Source organism: Streptomyces sp. NPDC085596, assembly GCF_044541565.1.
GTDB lineage: Bacteria > Actinomycetota > Actinomycetes > Streptomycetales > Streptomycetaceae > Streptomyces.
Map to the genome: position 1 here is coordinate 282529 of NZ_JBITTC010000007.1, position 14851 is coordinate 297379.

General features: G+C 73.1%; 15 protein-coding genes. 10 read left to right on the top strand and 5 right to left on the bottom strand.

Features of this window, described 5'->3' with window-relative positions; translation table 11 throughout:
- Positions 1-30: 30 nt before the first annotated feature.
- On the bottom strand, positions 31-1281 hold the full coding sequence (locus ACIGA3_RS22010) for an ABC transporter substrate-binding protein (RefSeq protein ID WP_399718214.1): 1251 nt from the start codon (positions 1279-1281) through the stop codon (positions 31-33).
- 139 nt (positions 1282-1420) lie between these two features.
- On the opposite strand from ACIGA3_RS22010, the gene ACIGA3_RS22015 reads away from it, so the two are divergent.
- The 3 genes from ACIGA3_RS22015 (at position 1421) to ACIGA3_RS22025 (ending at position 4578) form a co-directional block, all read left to right on the top strand.
- The gene (locus tag ACIGA3_RS22015; protein WP_399718216.1) at positions 1421-2365 is read left to right on the top strand and encodes an ROK family protein; all 945 of its coding nucleotides are present in this window, start codon (positions 1421-1423) and stop codon (positions 2363-2365) included.
- Positions 2365-3531, top strand: a complete 1167-nt coding sequence (gene nagA / locus ACIGA3_RS22020; RefSeq protein ID WP_399718219.1) for an N-acetylglucosamine-6-phosphate deacetylase — start codon at positions 2365-2367, stop codon at positions 3529-3531. Before ACIGA3_RS22015 ends, nagA begins: the two co-directional genes overlap by 1 nt.
- A gap of 117 nt (positions 3532-3648) precedes the next feature.
- Positions 3649-4578, top strand: coding sequence for a 1-phosphofructokinase family hexose kinase (locus tag ACIGA3_RS22025; protein ID WP_399718222.1), 930 nt, complete (start codon positions 3649-3651; stop codon positions 4576-4578).
- Between the two features lie 13 nt (positions 4579-4591).
- Here the strand turns inward: ACIGA3_RS22025 and ACIGA3_RS22030 are convergent, their stop codons facing one another.
- Entirely contained in the window at positions 4592-5509 is a 918-nt protein-coding gene (locus tag ACIGA3_RS22030; RefSeq protein WP_399718224.1) for a CBM35 domain-containing protein, read from the bottom strand.
- A 153-nt stretch (positions 5510-5662) separates the two neighbouring features.
- Positions 5663-7315 carry a diguanylate cyclase CdgB gene (gene cdgB, locus ACIGA3_RS22035; protein WP_399718227.1) on the bottom strand — a complete coding sequence of 551 codons (1653 nt, stop codon included), beginning with the start codon at positions 7313-7315 and terminating at the stop codon, positions 5663-5665.
- A 306-nt stretch (positions 7316-7621) separates the two neighbouring features.
- Here cdgB and ACIGA3_RS22040 point away from each other — a divergent pair, with 306 nt between their 5' ends.
- Together ACIGA3_RS22040 and ACIGA3_RS22045 are read left to right on the top strand one after the other, a co-directional pair.
- Positions 7622-8203 (top strand): flavin reductase family protein, encoded by a 582-nt coding sequence (locus ACIGA3_RS22040; protein ID WP_399718229.1) that lies wholly within the window; start codon positions 7622-7624, stop codon positions 8201-8203.
- A 41-nt stretch (positions 8204-8244) separates the two neighbouring features.
- Positions 8245-8775 carry a GNAT family N-acetyltransferase gene (locus tag ACIGA3_RS22045; RefSeq protein WP_399718232.1) on the top strand — a complete coding sequence of 177 codons (531 nt, stop codon included), beginning with the start codon at positions 8245-8247 and terminating at the stop codon, positions 8773-8775.
- On the opposite strand, the gene arfB is transcribed toward ACIGA3_RS22045, so the two are convergent.
- Complete coding sequence (arfB, locus tag ACIGA3_RS22050; protein WP_399718235.1) at positions 8714-9142, bottom strand: alternative ribosome rescue aminoacyl-tRNA hydrolase ArfB; 429 nt, start codon at positions 9140-9142, stop codon at positions 8714-8716. The two genes, ACIGA3_RS22045 and arfB, sit on opposite strands and share 62 nt — an antisense overlap.
- Positions 9143-9327: 185 nt before the next feature.
- Between arfB and ACIGA3_RS22055 the strand changes: the two genes are divergently transcribed.
- The 3 genes from ACIGA3_RS22055 to ACIGA3_RS22065 all read left to right on the top strand — a co-directional run bounded on the left by ACIGA3_RS22055 (position 9328) and on the right by ACIGA3_RS22065 (position 11479).
- Positions 9328-9903 carry a TerD family protein gene (locus ACIGA3_RS22055; RefSeq protein ID WP_399718237.1) on the top strand — a complete coding sequence of 192 codons (576 nt, stop codon included), beginning with the start codon at positions 9328-9330 and terminating at the stop codon, positions 9901-9903.
- Positions 9904-10008: 105 nt separating this feature from the next.
- Positions 10009-10944, top strand: coding sequence for a GNAT family N-acetyltransferase (locus ACIGA3_RS22060; protein ID WP_399718240.1), 936 nt, complete (start codon positions 10009-10011; stop codon positions 10942-10944).
- Between the two features lie 34 nt (positions 10945-10978).
- Complete coding sequence (locus ACIGA3_RS22065; RefSeq protein WP_399718525.1) at positions 10979-11479, top strand: hypothetical protein; 501 nt, start codon at positions 10979-10981, stop codon at positions 11477-11479.
- A 9-nt stretch (positions 11480-11488) separates the two neighbouring features.
- Here the strand turns inward: ACIGA3_RS22065 and ACIGA3_RS22070 are convergent, their stop codons facing one another.
- On the bottom strand, positions 11489-12175 hold the full coding sequence (locus ACIGA3_RS22070; protein WP_399718243.1) for a pentapeptide repeat-containing protein: 687 nt from the start codon (positions 12173-12175) through the stop codon (positions 11489-11491).
- A gap of 104 nt (positions 12176-12279) precedes the next feature.
- Here ACIGA3_RS22070 and ACIGA3_RS22075 point away from each other — a divergent pair, with 104 nt between their 5' ends.
- Together ACIGA3_RS22075 and ACIGA3_RS22080 are read left to right on the top strand one after the other, a co-directional pair.
- Positions 12280-13254, top strand: a complete 975-nt coding sequence (locus tag ACIGA3_RS22075; RefSeq protein WP_399718245.1) for a zinc-binding dehydrogenase — start codon at positions 12280-12282, stop codon at positions 13252-13254.
- Between the two features lie 77 nt (positions 13255-13331).
- On the top strand, positions 13332-14849 hold the full coding sequence (locus ACIGA3_RS22080; RefSeq protein WP_399718247.1) for a DHA2 family efflux MFS transporter permease subunit: 1518 nt from the start codon (positions 13332-13334) through the stop codon (positions 14847-14849).
- The last annotated feature ends 2 nt before the right edge of the window (positions 14850-14851 follow it).

Consider the following 14851-nt stretch of genomic DNA (forward strand, 5'->3'; position numbering starts at 1 on the left):
AACCGTAACTCCGACCTCTGACAGCCGGGCTCAGCCCTGGGACTGGGCCGAGCTGTCGGCCGCCGTGGCGGCGGCCTGGAGCCGGGTGAGCACGCCCGCGGGGCTGCCCGAGGGGGAGACGGCCTGCCCGATGTCCTTCTTCACGGCCGCGCTGACGGCGGCCCAGGAGGTCTTGTTCACCGGGTACTGCTCGGCGGTCGGCATCTGCTCCAGGAAGGCGTGCAGGGGTACGTCGGTGGCCGCGTCCGACTGGCTCATCGCCTCGGAGGCGGAGGTGGTGACGGGCAGCAGGCCGTACTTGCGGGAGAAGTCGAGCACGTTCTTCTGGTCGTACACGAAGTCGAGGAAGCTGCCGATCTGGGCGGCGTGGCCGTTCTGCCTGAAGGCCAGCATCCAGTCGGTGACGCCCATCGCGGCCCTGGCCCGGCCGGTGCGGCCCGGCATCGGGACCATGCCGAACTTCACGCCCTTCGCCTCGGCCTGCCGGATCAGCGTGGGGTGGCCGTTGAGCATGCCGACCTGGCCGTCCGCGAACGCGGCGAAGGCGGTGGCGCGGTTGAGGCGGGCGGGGGCGACGGGCCCGGTGAGGCCCTTGCCCACCAGGTCGTCCTTGAGCCAGGAGAACGTCTCACCGTTCAGCGCCGAGTCGATCGTGTAGGTGCCGATGTCGTCGGTGTAGCCGCTGCCGCCGCTGAGCAGCCACTGCATGGTCTCGGCCTGCGCCTCCTCGGGGCCGAGCGGCAGCGCGAAGGGGTACTTCACGCCCTCGGCCTTGAGCGCCTCGGCGTCGGCGGCCAGCTCGTCCCAGGTGGTGGGCGGGGTGATGCCGGCCTGCTGGAAGAGCGACTTGTTGTAGAAGAGCACGCGCGTGGAAGCCGCGAACGGCATCGCGTACGGCGTGTGGTCCCAGTCGCCCGCCTCGGCGAGCTGCGGCACGAAGTCGGCCTGGGTGCCGATGGAGAGCGTGTCGGACATCGGGTACAGCTTCCCGGAGGCCGCGTAGTCGGCGTACGCGCCGATCTGGGCCATGTCGGGGGCGTGCCCGGCGTCGACCATGTCCTTGACCTTGGCGTCGACGTCGTTCCAGGAGTAGACGCTGACCTGGACCTTCACATCGGGGTGCTTCGCCTCGTACGCGTCGGCCAGCGCGGCCCAGTACTTCTTGGAGCTGTTGGCGGCGGAATCGCCGTAGTCGGCGGCGACCAGCTTCAGGGTCGTGTGCGCGGAGCCCGTGCTCCCGCAGCCGCCGAGCATCGCCGTCATGCCCAGTGCGGACACCACCGCGATCGTTCCTGCCGTACGCCGACGCACCCTCAAAACCCCTATCCCCTTGGTCAGACCATTCGATATTCGAACGCATAAGGTCTACACCACGTGAGTGGACTAGACCTCTCGCGGGTCGGGGGGTCACACTGGGCCCGTGAGACATGTCATCGCCCTGGACGTGGGCGGTACCTCGATGAAGGCCGCGCTCGTCGGCGACGACGGCGCGGTGCTGCATCGCGCCCGCCGCGCGACGGGCCGCGAGAGCGGACCCGCGGCGGTCGTCGAGAACCTCCTCTCCTTCGCCGCCGAGCTGCGCGCGCACGGCACCGGCCACCTCGGCGCCCCCGCGCTCGCGGCCGGGGTCGCCGTCCCCGGCACCGTCGACGAGGCGCGCGGCACCGCCCTCTACTCCGCCAACCTGGGCTGGCGCGACGTACCGCTGCGCGCCCTGCTCGCCGAGCGGCTCGGTATGCCGGTCGCCCTCGGCCACGACGTGCGCACCGGCGGCCTCGCCGAGGGCCGGACCGGGGCCGGCCGGGGCGCCGACCGCTTCCTGTTCATCGCGCTGGGCACCGGGATCGCCGGGGCGATCGGCCTGGACGGCCGGGTCGAGGCGGGCGCGCACGGCTTCGCCGGGGAGATCGGCCACATCGTCGTACGCCCCGGCGGCGAGCCGTGTCCCTGCGGGCAGACCGGCTGCCTGGAGCGGTACGCCTCCGCGGCCGCTGTCGGCACCGCCTGGGCCAGGGCGAGCGGCCGCGCGGACGCGGACGCCGCCGACTGCGCGCGGGCCGTCGCCGCCGGGGACCCGGACGCCGCCCGCGTATGGGCCGGGGCGGTGGACGCGCTCGCGGACGGCCTCGTCACCGCGCTCACCCTGCTCGACCCCGGCACACTGATCGTCGGCGGCGGACTCGCCGAGGCCGGTGACGTGCTGTTCCGGCCGCTGCGCGCGGCCGTCGAGCGCCGGATCACCTTCCAGAGCGCGCCCGCCCTCGTCCCGGCCGCCCTCGGCGACGGCGCCGGATGCCTGGGCGCGGCGCTCCTCGCCCAGGACCTGCTGAACACCACCCCCCAGACCACGGAGGTAAGCACCTGATGGCCAACGAGAGCGCACCTTCGGGCGGCCGTCCGCTGGTGCTCACCGGCGGCACCGTGGTGCTCCCCACCGGCGAGGTGCCCGGCGGGCGCGTCGCCGTCGACGGCCGCCGGATCGCCGCACACGCGCCCGAGGGCGCCGACGTGCTCGACGTGACCGGCCACTGGGTGGTCCCCGGCTTCGTGGACCTGCACAACCACGGCGGCGGCGGAGCGGCCTTCTCCGGCAGCGCCGAGGACGCGCTCACCGCCGTCCGCACGCACCGGGAACACGGCACCACCACGCTGGTCGCCTCCACCGTCACCGACGACCTGGACGTGCTGGCCCGCCAGGCCGGGCTGCTCGCCGAGCTGGCCGAGCAGGGCGACATCGCGGGCGTCCACTTCGAGGGCCCGTTCATCTCCCCGTGCCGCAAGGGCGCGCACTCCGAGGCGCTGCTGCGCGACCCGGACCCGGCCGAGGTCCGCAAGCTGGTCGACGCCGCGCGCGGCCACGCGAAGATGGTCACCCTCGCCACCGAACTGCCGGGCGGCCTGGACTCCGTACGCCTCCTCGCCGAGCTGGGCGTGATCGCGGCGGTCGGGCACACCGACGCGAGCTACGAGCAGACGGTCGCCGCCATCGACGCGGGCGCCACCGTCGCCACCCACCTGTTCAACGCGATGCCCCCGATCGGCCACCGCGACCCCGGCCCCATCACCGCGCTGCTGGAGGACGAGCGGATCACCGTCGAGCTGATCAACGACGGCACCCATCTGCACCCGGCCGCGCTCCAGTTGGCCTTCCACCACGCGGGCGCGGGCCGGGTCGCTTTCATCACCGACGCGATGGACGCGGCGGGCTCCGCTGACGGCCGCTATCTGCTCGGCCCGCTGGAGGTCGAGGTACGGGACGGCGTGGCCCGGCTGGTGGAGGGCGGCTCCATCGCGGGCTCCACGCTGACCCTGGACCGCGCCTTCCAGCGGGCGGTCACCGTGGACCGGCTGCCGGTCACCGACGTGGTGGCGGCGCTGTCGGCCAACCCGGCCCGGCTGCTGGGGCTTTCGGACCGGGTCGGCTCGCTGGAGCCCGGCAAGGACGCCGACCTGGTGCTGCTGGACGCCGACTTCGCGCTCAAGGGCGTCATGCGCCGGGGTGAATGGGTGGTCACGCCCCAACTGCCCTGATCCGTACCCCGCTTCATCTGACGGCGTCCGTCCCTCAACTGGGCCGGGCGCCGTCTCTTTGGCATGATCAGGGCCCCGGAAACCGAGGCGTACGGACATCGAGGGAGGTCGGACCGGGTGATCCTCACGGTCACGCTGAACACCGCTCTCGACATCACGTACCGCGTGACGTCGCTGCGGCCGCACGCCGAGCACCGGGTGTCGGAGGTCGTGGAGCGCCCCGGCGGCAAGGGCGTCAACGTGGCCCGCGTGCTCGCCGCGCTCGGGTACGAGGTGACGGTCACCGGTCTCGCGGGCGGCCCGACCGGCCAGGTGCTGCGCGAGAAGCTCGCGGCCGCGCCGGGTATCACCGACGCGCTGGTGCCGGTCGCCGGGGCGACCCGCCGCACCGTCGCCGTGGTGGACCAACTCATCGGCGACACGACCCAGTTGAACGAGCCCGGCCCGCACATCGCCCCGGCCGAGTGGGCCGCCTTCCTGCGTGCCTACGACGCCCTGCTGCCGGACACCTCGGCGGTCGCCCTGTGCGGCAGCCTGCCGCCGGGCGTCCCGGTCGGCGCGTACGCGGGGCTGATACGGGTGGCCCGCTCGGCCGGGGTGCCGGTGCTGCTGGACACGGGCGGGGAGCCACTGCGGCGCGGGATCGCCGCGCGGCCCGACATCGTCAAGCCCAACGCCGCGGAACTCGCCGAACTCACCGGCTCCCACGAGCCGGCCCGCGCCACCCGCGACGCCCGCCGCCGGGGCGCCCAGGCGGTGGTCGCCTCCCTGGGCCCGGACGGCCTGCTGGCCGCGACCCCCGAGGGCCACTGGCGCGCCACCCCGCCCACCCGCCTGCGCGGCAACCCGACCGGCGCGGGCGACGCGGCGGTCGCGGGCCTGCTGTCGGGCCTGGTGGACGGCCACCCCTGGCCCACCCGCCTGACCCGAGCCACCGCCCTGTCGGCGGCGGCCGTACTGGCGCCCACGGCCGGGGAGTTCGACCCGGCGGCCTATGAACGGCTGCTGGCGCAGGCCACGGTGACGGAGGAGGAGTCGGCGGCGTAGAAGCCCGTGCGGGCTACCGCCAGCCCTTCTCCAGCGAGAACTGGTCCAGGTTGACGTCGCACTGGTTGCCGTTGCCGCACGAGATGCTGATCGTGTTGGAGCCCTTCTGGAGCTCCAGGTTGGCCCAGGTGTGGGTCCAGCCGCGCTCCCAGTCACCCTCGGAGGCGTGGGCGAAGTTGGACATGTTCAGCGGCCGGTTCTGCGACGTGCCGTTGATGGTCAGGGTGGTGTTGGCGTCCTTGCCCGGCACGCCGTAGCCGACGTTCAGCGTGTACTTGCCGGGCTTCGGCACGTCCACCGTCCAGGTCACCGAGGCGCCGACCTGGTTCAGACCGCCCACGTAGGAACCGCCCGCGGACTTCGCGCCCTTGATGTCGGAGGCCGGGGCGGCGCCGCCCGCGAGCTGCACGGCGTCGTCGACGGCGTCGGCCTTCGGCAGCTCGCCCGCTTCGGCCGAGCTCGTCGCCTTCGAGCTCGGCGGGGCCTCCTGCGACTGGGTCGGGGACGCGTCGGCCTCGTTGCCGGTCTTGCCGTCGTCGTCGTTGCCGTTGAGCATCGCCACGCTGATACCGATGACGACCGCCGCGACCACCGCGATGGCGCCGATCAGCAGACCCTTGGTGTTCGGCCCGCGCCGGCCGCCGCCCCCGCCGGAGTGCATGGCCTGCCGGGACGTGGGAGCGCCGCCGGGCAGCGTCTCCGGCGCCTGGTAGTGGGCGGTCGACTGGCCGTAGGAACCCGCCTGCGTCGGAGCGGACTGCTGCGGCTGGCCGTACCGGCGTTCGCCGACCGGGCGCACCCTGTTGACCGCGTTGGGATAGCCGTAGCCACTGGACGGCGGCTGCGCGCCCCTGGCCTGGCCGTCGGCGTACAGGTAGCCGAACGGGTCGTCTTCCTCGGGCTTGCTCGCGCCGTTGTCGCCGGGCGTCATCCCTGGGTACTCCTCAACAGGTGCGGGCGGATGCGGTAGGGGGTTTGAATGGCGAGCCTACCCTCCCGCACACCCCGATTCGCTCGAACGGGGGACCCCCGAACGGACGCCCGAACCGCGGAGCCCGGCGCTGTCAGCGCACTGACCTGCGCTTCACCCGGCACGCCGATGCTGTTTGGGACGAGATCGTTTCTCAACGTACATGCGCTCGTCGGCGGACTTCAGCACTTCGTCCGCCGTCATCCCGCAGTGCGCCCAGCCGATGCCGAAGCTGGCGCCCACCCGGACCGCCCGGCCCTCGGCCCGGATCGGCTGGATGATCTCGCCCCGCAGCCGCACCGCGAGGTCGGCGGCGTCGGCCTGGCCGAGGCCGTCGGCGAGGATCACGAACTCGTCACCGCCGAGCCGGGCCACGGTGTCGCCGTCGCGCACGCCGCCGCTGAGCCTGCGGGCCACCTCGATGAGGACCGCGTCGCCCGCGTTGTGCCCGAAGCGGTCGTTGATCGACTTGAAGCCGTCCAGGTCGCAGAAGAGGACCGCGAGCCCCTTGGTGCCGTCGTCGGGTCCCGGCTCGGGGGCGACGGTGTGCACATGGTGGTCGAAGGCGTCGTACGCCTCCGCGCCCGGCGCGAAGTCGAAGCCGTGGGCGTCACCGGACCCGGCCGGATGGCCGTAGGCGGCGTCCAGGGACTCCAGGGCGTCGAGGTGGGCCGGGCGGCGGCACAGCCGGGCGGCGAGCCGGGACCGCAGCTCGGCGGAGTTGGGCAGCCCGGTCAGCGAGTCGTGGGAGGCGCGGTGGGCGAGCTGGAGCTCGCGGCGCTTGCGCTCCTCTATGTCCTCGACGTGGGTGAGCAGGAAGCGCGGGCCGTCGGCCGCGTCCGCGACGACGGAGTTGCGCAGCGACACCCATACATAGCTGCCGTCGCGCCGGGCGAGCCGCAGCTCGGCCCGGCCGCCCTCGGCGGAGGTGCGCATCAGGGTGCCGATGTCCTCGGGGTGGACGAGGTCGGAGAAGGAGTAGCGGCGCATCGCGGAGGCGGGCCGGCCGAGCAGGCGGCACAGGGCGTCGTTGGTGCGCAGGATGCGGCCGTGCTGGTCGCCGCCCATCTCGGCGATGGCCATGCCGGAGGGGGCGTACTCGAAAGCCTGGCGGAAGGATTCCTCACTGGCGCGCAGGGCCTGCTGGTCCCGCTCAAGGCGGACCAGGGCGCGCTGCATGTTGGCGCGGAGGTGGGCGTTGCTGATGGCGATGGCGGCCTGGAAGGCGTACATCTGGAGGGCCTCGCGGCCCCAGGCGCCGGGGCGGCGGCCGGTGAGGGGGCGGTCGACGGATATGACGCCGAGCAGTCCGCCGCGGGCGCCGCCCTGGGCGCCGGGGGCGTACATCGGGGCGAAGAGCCGGTCGCCGGGGTGCCACTCCTCGGGGAAGCGGGGCGCGGGGCCGTCGCTGTACCACTGGGGGACGTCGTCGTCGTCGAGGACCCAGCCCTCGGTGTGGGGTATGAACACCAGGTCGCCCCACAGCTCGCCCATGCCGAGGCGGCGGTCCCAGGACTCGCGGGAGCCGGTGCGGCCGGTGATGAGGGCTTCGGCGGCGGAGTTGCCGGAGACGGCGGCGACGACCAGATCGCCGTCGGGGCGTACGAGGTTCACGCAGGCCATCTCGTACCCGAGGGCGCCGACCGCGCCGTCGGCGACGATCTGCAGGGTGTCCGCCTGGCTGCGCGCGGTGTTCATCTCGGCCATGACCTGGTGCAGCTGACGCAGTGACGTCAGAGGGACGTACGGCTCCTGATCGGTCTCCATGCTCGCCCTCCCCCTGCTGTCCACAGGCTTTCCGCCACTGAATCACAGCGCGCTGCTCACTCGGTACACAGGGTCAACAATTCCGTACTCCTTGTGACTCAAGTCACAGAAGAACTTGAACAATTGAGTGCAGTTTCCGCACTTTCCCGTTGCGTTCCCCGATCGCAAAGGCTGCGAAGTTGCGCATATGCCGCTGTGCTGGTCCAGATGTGGTCTTCGGCCACAGGTCCGGTCCTTTGGACCTAGGTCCGGGCTCGGCCGGAGGCCCGATGCGGCGGGTACGGGCGGCCGATTAGCGTTTGCGGCGTGCTGAACCCTCCCTCCCCCACCGCCACGGCCGCTTCTGTGCATGCTGAGGGGGTGAGCGACGACGAGTTCCGGGCCGCGATGTCCCGGCTGGCCGCGGGCGTGGTGCTGGTGACCGCGCAGGAACCGCCGCTGGACCCCGACGACCCGCACGCGCCGGGCACGGAGGACGTCGGCATGACCGCGACCGCCTTCATGTCGGTCTCGCTGGACCCGCCGCTGGTGCTGGTCAGCCTGCGCACCGGCTCCCGCATGGACGACCTGCTGGACGAACAGCCGCTCTGGGCGGTCTCCGTCCTCGCGGAGAACCAGCGCCAGATCGCGGGCCGCTTCGCCATGAAGGGCCGCATCAGCGACCGCCTGCTCTTCGCGGACCTCGCCCTCGACCGCGGTGAGACCACCGGCGCCCCCCTGGTCGCCGACGCGCTGTCCACCCTGGAGTGCCGCACCGAGCAACGGGTGACGGCCGGCGACCACACCCTGGTCATCGGCCGCGTCCTGACCGCACGGGTGCCGAGCACGGAGGGCGGGCCCCTGCTGTACTACCGGGGCCGGTACCGGCACCTGGGCTCAGGGACGTAAATGACGGGCGCCCGGCGCGAGCCCCGCCGTAGGGTGCGCGGATGCCGACCAGCCTCGCCGAGATCACGCCTCAGAACCTCGAAGCCGCCCTGGCCATCCGCGTCCGTCCCGACCAGGAGCACGCGGTCGAGCCGGTCGCCCACTCCCTCGCGGAGGCGTACGTCCGTCCGCCCGGTGTCGCCTGGCCGCGGCTGATCCTGGACGGGGACCGGCCGGTGGGCTTTCTGATGGCGTTTCTCGACATCGACTGGCGGGAGGACGGAAGTGTCCACCGCTCCGGGCTGTGGCGGCTGAACATCGACGCGGGGGAACAGGGGAAGGGGTACGGGCGGTTCGCCGTGGACTCCGTCGCGGCCGAGCTGCGGCGGCGTGGATGCGAGGAGCTGTACGTCACCTGGCATCCCGGCGCGGACGGGCCCGGAGAGTTCTACCGGCGGCTGGGGTTCCGTACGACCGACGAGACGAGCGGCGGTCAGACGGTCGGCGTGCTCGACCTGGCCGAGACACCCCCTAGCCCCAGTCCCGCCCCGAGCGGCCGCGCTTGGTGTCCGCGCGCTGCTTCTTCTCCCTGAGGCGGCGCTCGTTGATGCCTCGGGGGATGCGGGTGGCGCGGCGGGGCTTGGGCGGGGGCGCGGTGGCCTCGGCGAGGAGCGCGGCCAGGCGTACGGCCGCGGTCTCGCGGTTGCGCCACTGGGAGCGGTGCTCGGAGGCCCGTACGAGGACGACGCCGTCCACCAGCCGCCCGGCCAGCCGCTCGAGCGCCCGCTCCTTCCACACCGGAGGCAGCGCCTCGGTACGGGCGAGGTCGAAGCGCAGCTCCACCTGGGAGTCGCTGGTGTTGACGTGCTGGCCACCGGGCCCGGAAGACCGCGAGAAACGCCAGTTCAGCTCGGCCTCGGGAAGCGAGACCGAGCCACGGATGAGATAGGGCCCGGACATGCCCCCCATGTTCCCGGCTCCGACCGCCCCAAGTCACCCCGATTTCCGGCGCGCCTGCGCGGGGCGCCGGAACAGCTCGGTAAAAAAGGTAAAGCGGGCAGGAACCTATGGGACCCCTCCCGCCGTTCTTACCGGTGACGTAGCTTCGTCGGCACAGATACTCAAAAGGGAAGGGACTCCCAATCATGGCTGTAAGCCTGTCCAAGGGTGGCAACGTCTCGCTCACCAAGGAGGCTCCGGGCCTGACGGCCGTCACCGTGGGCCTCGGCTGGGACGTCCGCACCACCACCGGCACGGACTTCGACCTGGACGCGTCCGCCATCGCGGTCAACACGCAGGGCCGGGTCTACTCCGACGCGCACTTCGTGTTCTTCAACAACAAGCAGACCCCGGACAGCTCCATCGTCCACACCGGCGACAACCGCACGGGCGAGGGCGCGGGTGACGACGAGGCGATCAACGTCAACCTGGCCGCCCTCCCGGCCGACGTCGAGAAGGTCGTCTTCCCGGTCTCGATCTACGACGCCGAGAACCGCGGCCAGAACTTCGGCCAGGTCCGCAACGCCTACATCCGCATCCTCAACCAGGCGGGCGGTGCCGAGCTCGCGCGCTACGACCTCTCCGAGGACGCGGCCACCGAGACCGCCATGGTCTTCGGCGAGCTGTACCGCAACGGCGCGGAGTGGAAGTTCCGCGCGGTCGGCCAGGGTTACGCCTCCGGCCTGGTCGGCATCGCCCAGGACTTCGGCGTCAACGTCTAAAGACACGACTGCCGCCCGGCTCCGGTACGTCACCGGGGCCGGGGTGCGCACCTGCGCACCGCGATTCCCCCTACTGAAGCCGGCGCACGCGTTAGCGTGCCCCGCGTGATCCTCGAACCCGTACCCGCCGGAGGCCCCCTCCCGGCCCCCCTGCTCGCCGAGCTGACCGCGCTGTACGCCTCCCAGCAGGCGTTCCACGCGCTCAGCGAGGAGTTCCCGGACCCGGCGGACATCCGGCCCGAGCAGGTCGCGGACACGATCGCGGCCGAACTCGCCCACCCCGACGCGGAGATGCTGCTCGCCCGCGTGGACGGCCGGCTGGTCGCGGTCGTGAGCACGCTGGCCCGGCACCCCGACCCGGCCGACCCCGACCCGTGGATCGGCCTGCTGCTGGTCGACGCGGCCCAGCAGGGCAGGGGACACGGGCGCCAAGCCGCCGAGCTGACCGAGGACCGGTTCCGGGCCGCCGGCCGCCGAGCCGTCCGACTCGCCGTGCTCGACGGCAACACCGCGGGCCTGGCCTTCTGGGAATCCCTCGGCTACGAGCACCTCGCCCACCGCCGCGACCGCGCCCTGAACCGCCCGTGCGCCGTCCTGCGCAAGGTGCTGCGCACCCCGAGGCGGGCCGCCCGCACCGCCGTGGTCGACCCGGACGGCGCGGTGTTCCTCTTCCGCTACGACAACCCCGAGGTCGGCGTGCACTGGGCGCTGCCCGGCGGCGGCCTCGAACCCGGCGAGAGCCCCCGCGAAGGCGCCGTACGGGAGCTGGCGGAGGAGACCGGCTGGACCGACCTGATCCCCGGCCCGCTGCTGTGCACCTGGGAACACGACTTCACCCGCGCGGACATCGCGGTCCGCCAGCACGAGCACATCTACGTCACCCCCGGCCCGCGCCGCGAACCCACCGCCCTCGCACGCGCCACCCACTCCGCCGAGGGCATTTTGGGCGGCCGCTGGTGGACCGCCGCCGAACTGACCGACCCCGCCGAGCCGGTGTGGCCGCCCGGCCTGGGCCGACTCCTGGCCGGGCGGGCGAGCTGAGCAGCGTCCAACCCCCGGCATGGGACCATCTGACGTGCTCGACATCGGCTACGCCCTCTCCAACCGCTTCCCGGACCCCCCGCAGACGGACTACCGCCGGGCGGACGTCCGCGCGCTGCGGCACGACCTGTTCTGCGGTGACGTCTATCTGGCCGACACCAAGTCGGACCGGGAGCTGTCCACAGCCTGGGGATGGGTGCCGGTGCTGGACTTCGCGTGGGCGCTGTGCGACATCGCGGAGCAGCTGGACAAGGACCCGATGGGCTCGCGTGCCGCCCGCCCGCAGCACGCGGAGCTGGACTTCACCGAGTCCACCGACCGCATGCTGTTCGAGCGCCGGTTCGGCTGGGTGGACATCGAGGCGGACTGGATGCCCGCCGAGGAACCCCCGCTGAACTTCTCGCACGCCGAGTTCCGCCGCGAGGCCCGCGACTTCCTGCACGACGTCATCGCGGACCTGACCGACATGCACGAGGACCTGGCGGACAACCCGGCGATCTGGACCCTCCAGGCCCGCTACCCCCGTATCTCCTGACGCCCGCTGTCACTCCACCCGAATCCCCAGCTCCGCCGCCAGCAGCGGAGCCAGGTCCAGCAGCTGCCCGGTGCCGATCAGCGCCCCGGAGAGCCGGTCCAGGCCACGGCTGATCTCCAGCGGAGCGGCCCCGCGCAGATCGACGTCCTTCAGGGTGGCGCGGGAGAGGTCGGCGGACTTCAGGGCGCAGTCGACGAACTCCACGCGCTCCAGCCGGGCCCCGCCGAAGTCGGGCTCCACCAGTACGCACGACTCGAAGACCACGTCCTTCAGCCGGGCCTCGCGCAGGTTGAGGAAGTCGAGCTTGCCGCCGCGCACCACGACCCGCTCCAGCACCGCGCCGTGCAGCTGGGCGCCGCCGAGCCGGGGCGAGCGGAACTCCACGTCCCGGAAGGTGGCCTCGGCGAGCTGGGTGCCGACGCCCCGCACCCCGTCGAGCACCGAGTCCAGCACCCGGGCCCGGCCGAGACCGGTCTCGTCCAGTACGCAGCCGGTCAGCGCGCAGTCCATGAAGCGGGCGCCCCCGCCCTGCTGCCCGGACAGGTCGGCCTCCTGGAACTCCAGCCCGTCGTAGTCCCCGTCCCGCTCCAGTTCCGCGTCCGCCCAGGGGGTCAGGGGCGGCAGCCGCAGCTCCGGGCGCCGCGCGCCCCGTACCGCCGTGGTGCCGCCCGTGCCCGTCGCCCGCCTCGTCGCCATGCGCCCATGCTGCACCCCGGCACTGACAGCGCCTTGACCTCAAGTGCACTTGAGGTCGAAGAGTGGGCCTGAAGGAAGCGAGTGACGCGAACTCCGGGGGTCCCATGCACGCCGTCCGTCTGTACGCCTTCGGGCCGGCCGAAAACCTGACGTACGAGAAGACCGACGACCCCTCGCCCGGCCCCGGCCAGGTGCGGATCGCGGTCGCGGCGGCCGGGGTGCATCTGCTGGACGCGGCCCTGCGGGAGGGGCAGCAAGGTCCGCTGCCGGAGCCGCCCGCGCTGCCGACCGTGCCCGGCCGGGAGGTCGCCGGGGTGGTGGACGCGCTCGGTGACGGCGTGGACGCGGCGTGGCTCGGCAGGCGGGTCGTCGCCCACCTGGGCTTCGCGCCGGGCGGGTACGCGGAACTCGCCGTCACCGGCGTGGAACGGCTGCACGCGGTGCCGGAGGGCCTGGGCTTCGCCGAGGCCGTCGCCATGATCGGCACCGGACGCACCGCACTCGGCATCGCGGGGTTCGCCGAACCGGGCCCGGAGTCCGTGGTGGTCGTACCGGCGGCGGCCGGGGGCATCGGCACCCTGCTCGTGCAGCACGCCCGGAACGCCGGGGCGACCGTCGTCGGCCTGGCGGGCGGCGCGGAGAAGACCGCGCGGGTCCGGGCGAACGGCGCCGATCTCGCCGTCGACTACACCCGGCCCGGCTGGCCCGCCGAGGTCCGCGCGGGTCTCGGCGGACGGGCCGCCACGCTCGTCCACGACGGGGTCGGCGGCGAGGTGGCCCGCGAGGCCGTCGCCCTGCTCGGGCCGGGCGGGCGGCATCTGGTCTTCGGCTGGTCCGCCGAGGGCATCGGGGAGGGGAGCCGGGGCCACTTCGTGGAGGGGGTCTCCGAGTCCGTGCTCGGGCCGGAGATGCTCCGGCGTGGCGGCGGGCTGCGCGCCCTGGAGGAGCGGGCCCTGGCCGAGGCCGCCGCCGGGCGGCTGCGCCCGGCCGTCACCCGGTTCCCGCTGGCAGAGGCGGCCGCCGCGCACCGGGCGCTCCAGACACGCGGCACGGTCGGGAAGGTGGTGCTCGAACCATGAGGAACCGTTCCGGCAGCAGCGGCCGGGGGCTCTCGGACGCGGATGCGACACACCCCGATCCATGGTCTTCTGGCGAGATGAGCATCGGCCGAACGGGTGAGCCCGTTCCGGTCCCCGCCGGAACCGAGGCAGCCGATCCCCGCCGCTGGTGGGGCCTGGTCGTGATCGCGCTGGCCCAGCTGATGGTGGTGCTGGACGCGACGATCGTGAACATCGCCCTCCCCTCCGCACAAGCCGACCTCCACATGTCCGACGCCAACCGGCAGTGGGTCATCACGGCCTACACCCTCGCCTTCGGCGGGCTTCTGCTGCTGGGCGGGCGGATCGCGGACCTGGTGGGGCGTAAACGCACCTTCGTCATCGGCCTGATCGGCTTCGCGGGGGCCTCCGCGCTGGGCGGCGCGGCGGGCAGTTCCGGCATGCTCTTCGGTGCCCGCGCGCTCCAGGGCGTCTTCGCGGCCCTGCTCGCGCCGTCCGCGCTGTCCCTGCTGACCACGACGTTCACCGATCCGCGCGAGCGCGGCAAGGCGTTCGGCATCTACGGCGCGCTCGCGGGCAGCGGCTCGGCGATCGGGTTCATCCTGGGCGGGCTGCTCACCGAGTACCTGAACTGGCGCTGGTGCCTGTACGTCAACGTGCCCATCGCCATCGCCGCCGTCCTCGGCGCCTTCGCGCTGCTGCACGACCGCCCCGGCCACGGCGGCGCGGCCCGGCTGGACGCGCGCGGCGCGGTGCTGGGCTGCGGCGGTCTGGTGGCCATCGTCTACGGCTTCAGCGAGGCCGAGCCGCGCGGCTGGACCGATCCGCTGGTGCTGGCGCTGTTCGCGGCCGGGATCGCGCTGCTGGCCGTGTTCGTGTGGTGGCAGAACCGGGCGCCGGACCCGCTGCTGCCGCTGCACATCGTCCGGGACCGCAACCGCGCGGGCTGCTTCCTGACCATGCTGCTCGCGGTGATCGGGTTGTTCGGGCTGTTCCTGTTCATGACCTACTACCTCCAGGTCATCCTGGGCTACTCCCCCGTCCGGGCGGGCCTGGGCTTCCTGCCGCTGACGGCCGCGATCATCATCGGCTCGACCCAGATAGCGGCCCGTCTGCTGAACCGGGTGGCGCCGCGCATGCTGATGGTGCCGGGCGGGCTGCTGGCCACGGGCGGACTGCTGCTGCTCACGCGGATGACGGTGCACTCCTCGTACGCCTCGGAGATCCTGCCCGCGCTGCTGCTGCTCGGGCTCGGCATGGGCCTGACCTTCATGCCGGTGTTCGCCACCGCCACCGCCGGGGTCGCCCCGCGCGACTCGGGGGTCACCTCGGCCACGGTCAACACCGCCCAGCAGGTCGGCGGCTCCATCGGCACGGCGCTGCTCAACACCATCGCCACCACCAGCGCGGCCGCGTACGTCACCGCGCATCTGCGCGGTCCCGCCGACCGGGCGACCGTGGTCCCGGCGGGCCTCGTGCACGGCTACACGGTGGCGATCTGGTGGGCGGCCGCGGTGATGCTGCTGGCGGCCCTGGTCGCGGGCCTGATGGTCACGGCGAAGCCGCCGCGGCACGGCCTGCCGGCGAAGGCGCAGGTGCGGGAGTCGGTGGGCTGAGC

Excerpts from the sequence above, each read along its gene's own strand:
- nagA (WP_399718219.1), top strand. The coding sequence starts at position 2,365 with ATGGCCAACGAGAGCGCACCTTCGGGCGGCCGTCCGCTGGTGCTCACC.
- ACIGA3_RS22030 (WP_399718224.1), bottom strand. The coding sequence starts at position 5,509 with ATGACGCCCGGCGACAACGGCGCGAGCAAGCCCGAGGAAGACGACCCG.
- cdgB (WP_399718227.1), bottom strand. The coding sequence starts at position 7,315 with ATGGAGACCGATCAGGAGCCGTACGTCCCTCTGACGTCACTGCGTCAG.
- ACIGA3_RS22045 (WP_399718232.1), top strand. The coding sequence starts at position 8,245 with ATGCCGACCAGCCTCGCCGAGATCACGCCTCAGAACCTCGAAGCCGCC.
- arfB (WP_399718235.1), bottom strand. The coding sequence starts at position 9,142 with ATGTCCGGGCCCTATCTCATCCGTGGCTCGGTCTCGCTTCCCGAGGCC.
- ACIGA3_RS22055 (WP_399718237.1), top strand. The coding sequence starts at position 9,328 with ATGGCTGTAAGCCTGTCCAAGGGTGGCAACGTCTCGCTCACCAAGGAG.
- ACIGA3_RS22070 (WP_399718243.1), bottom strand. The coding sequence starts at position 12,175 with ATGGCGACGAGGCGGGCGACGGGCACGGGCGGCACCACGGCGGTACGG.
- ACIGA3_RS22075 (WP_399718245.1), top strand. The coding sequence starts at position 12,280 with ATGCACGCCGTCCGTCTGTACGCCTTCGGGCCGGCCGAAAACCTGACG.
- ACIGA3_RS22080 (WP_399718247.1), top strand. The coding sequence starts at position 13,332 with ATGAGCATCGGCCGAACGGGTGAGCCCGTTCCGGTCCCCGCCGGAACC.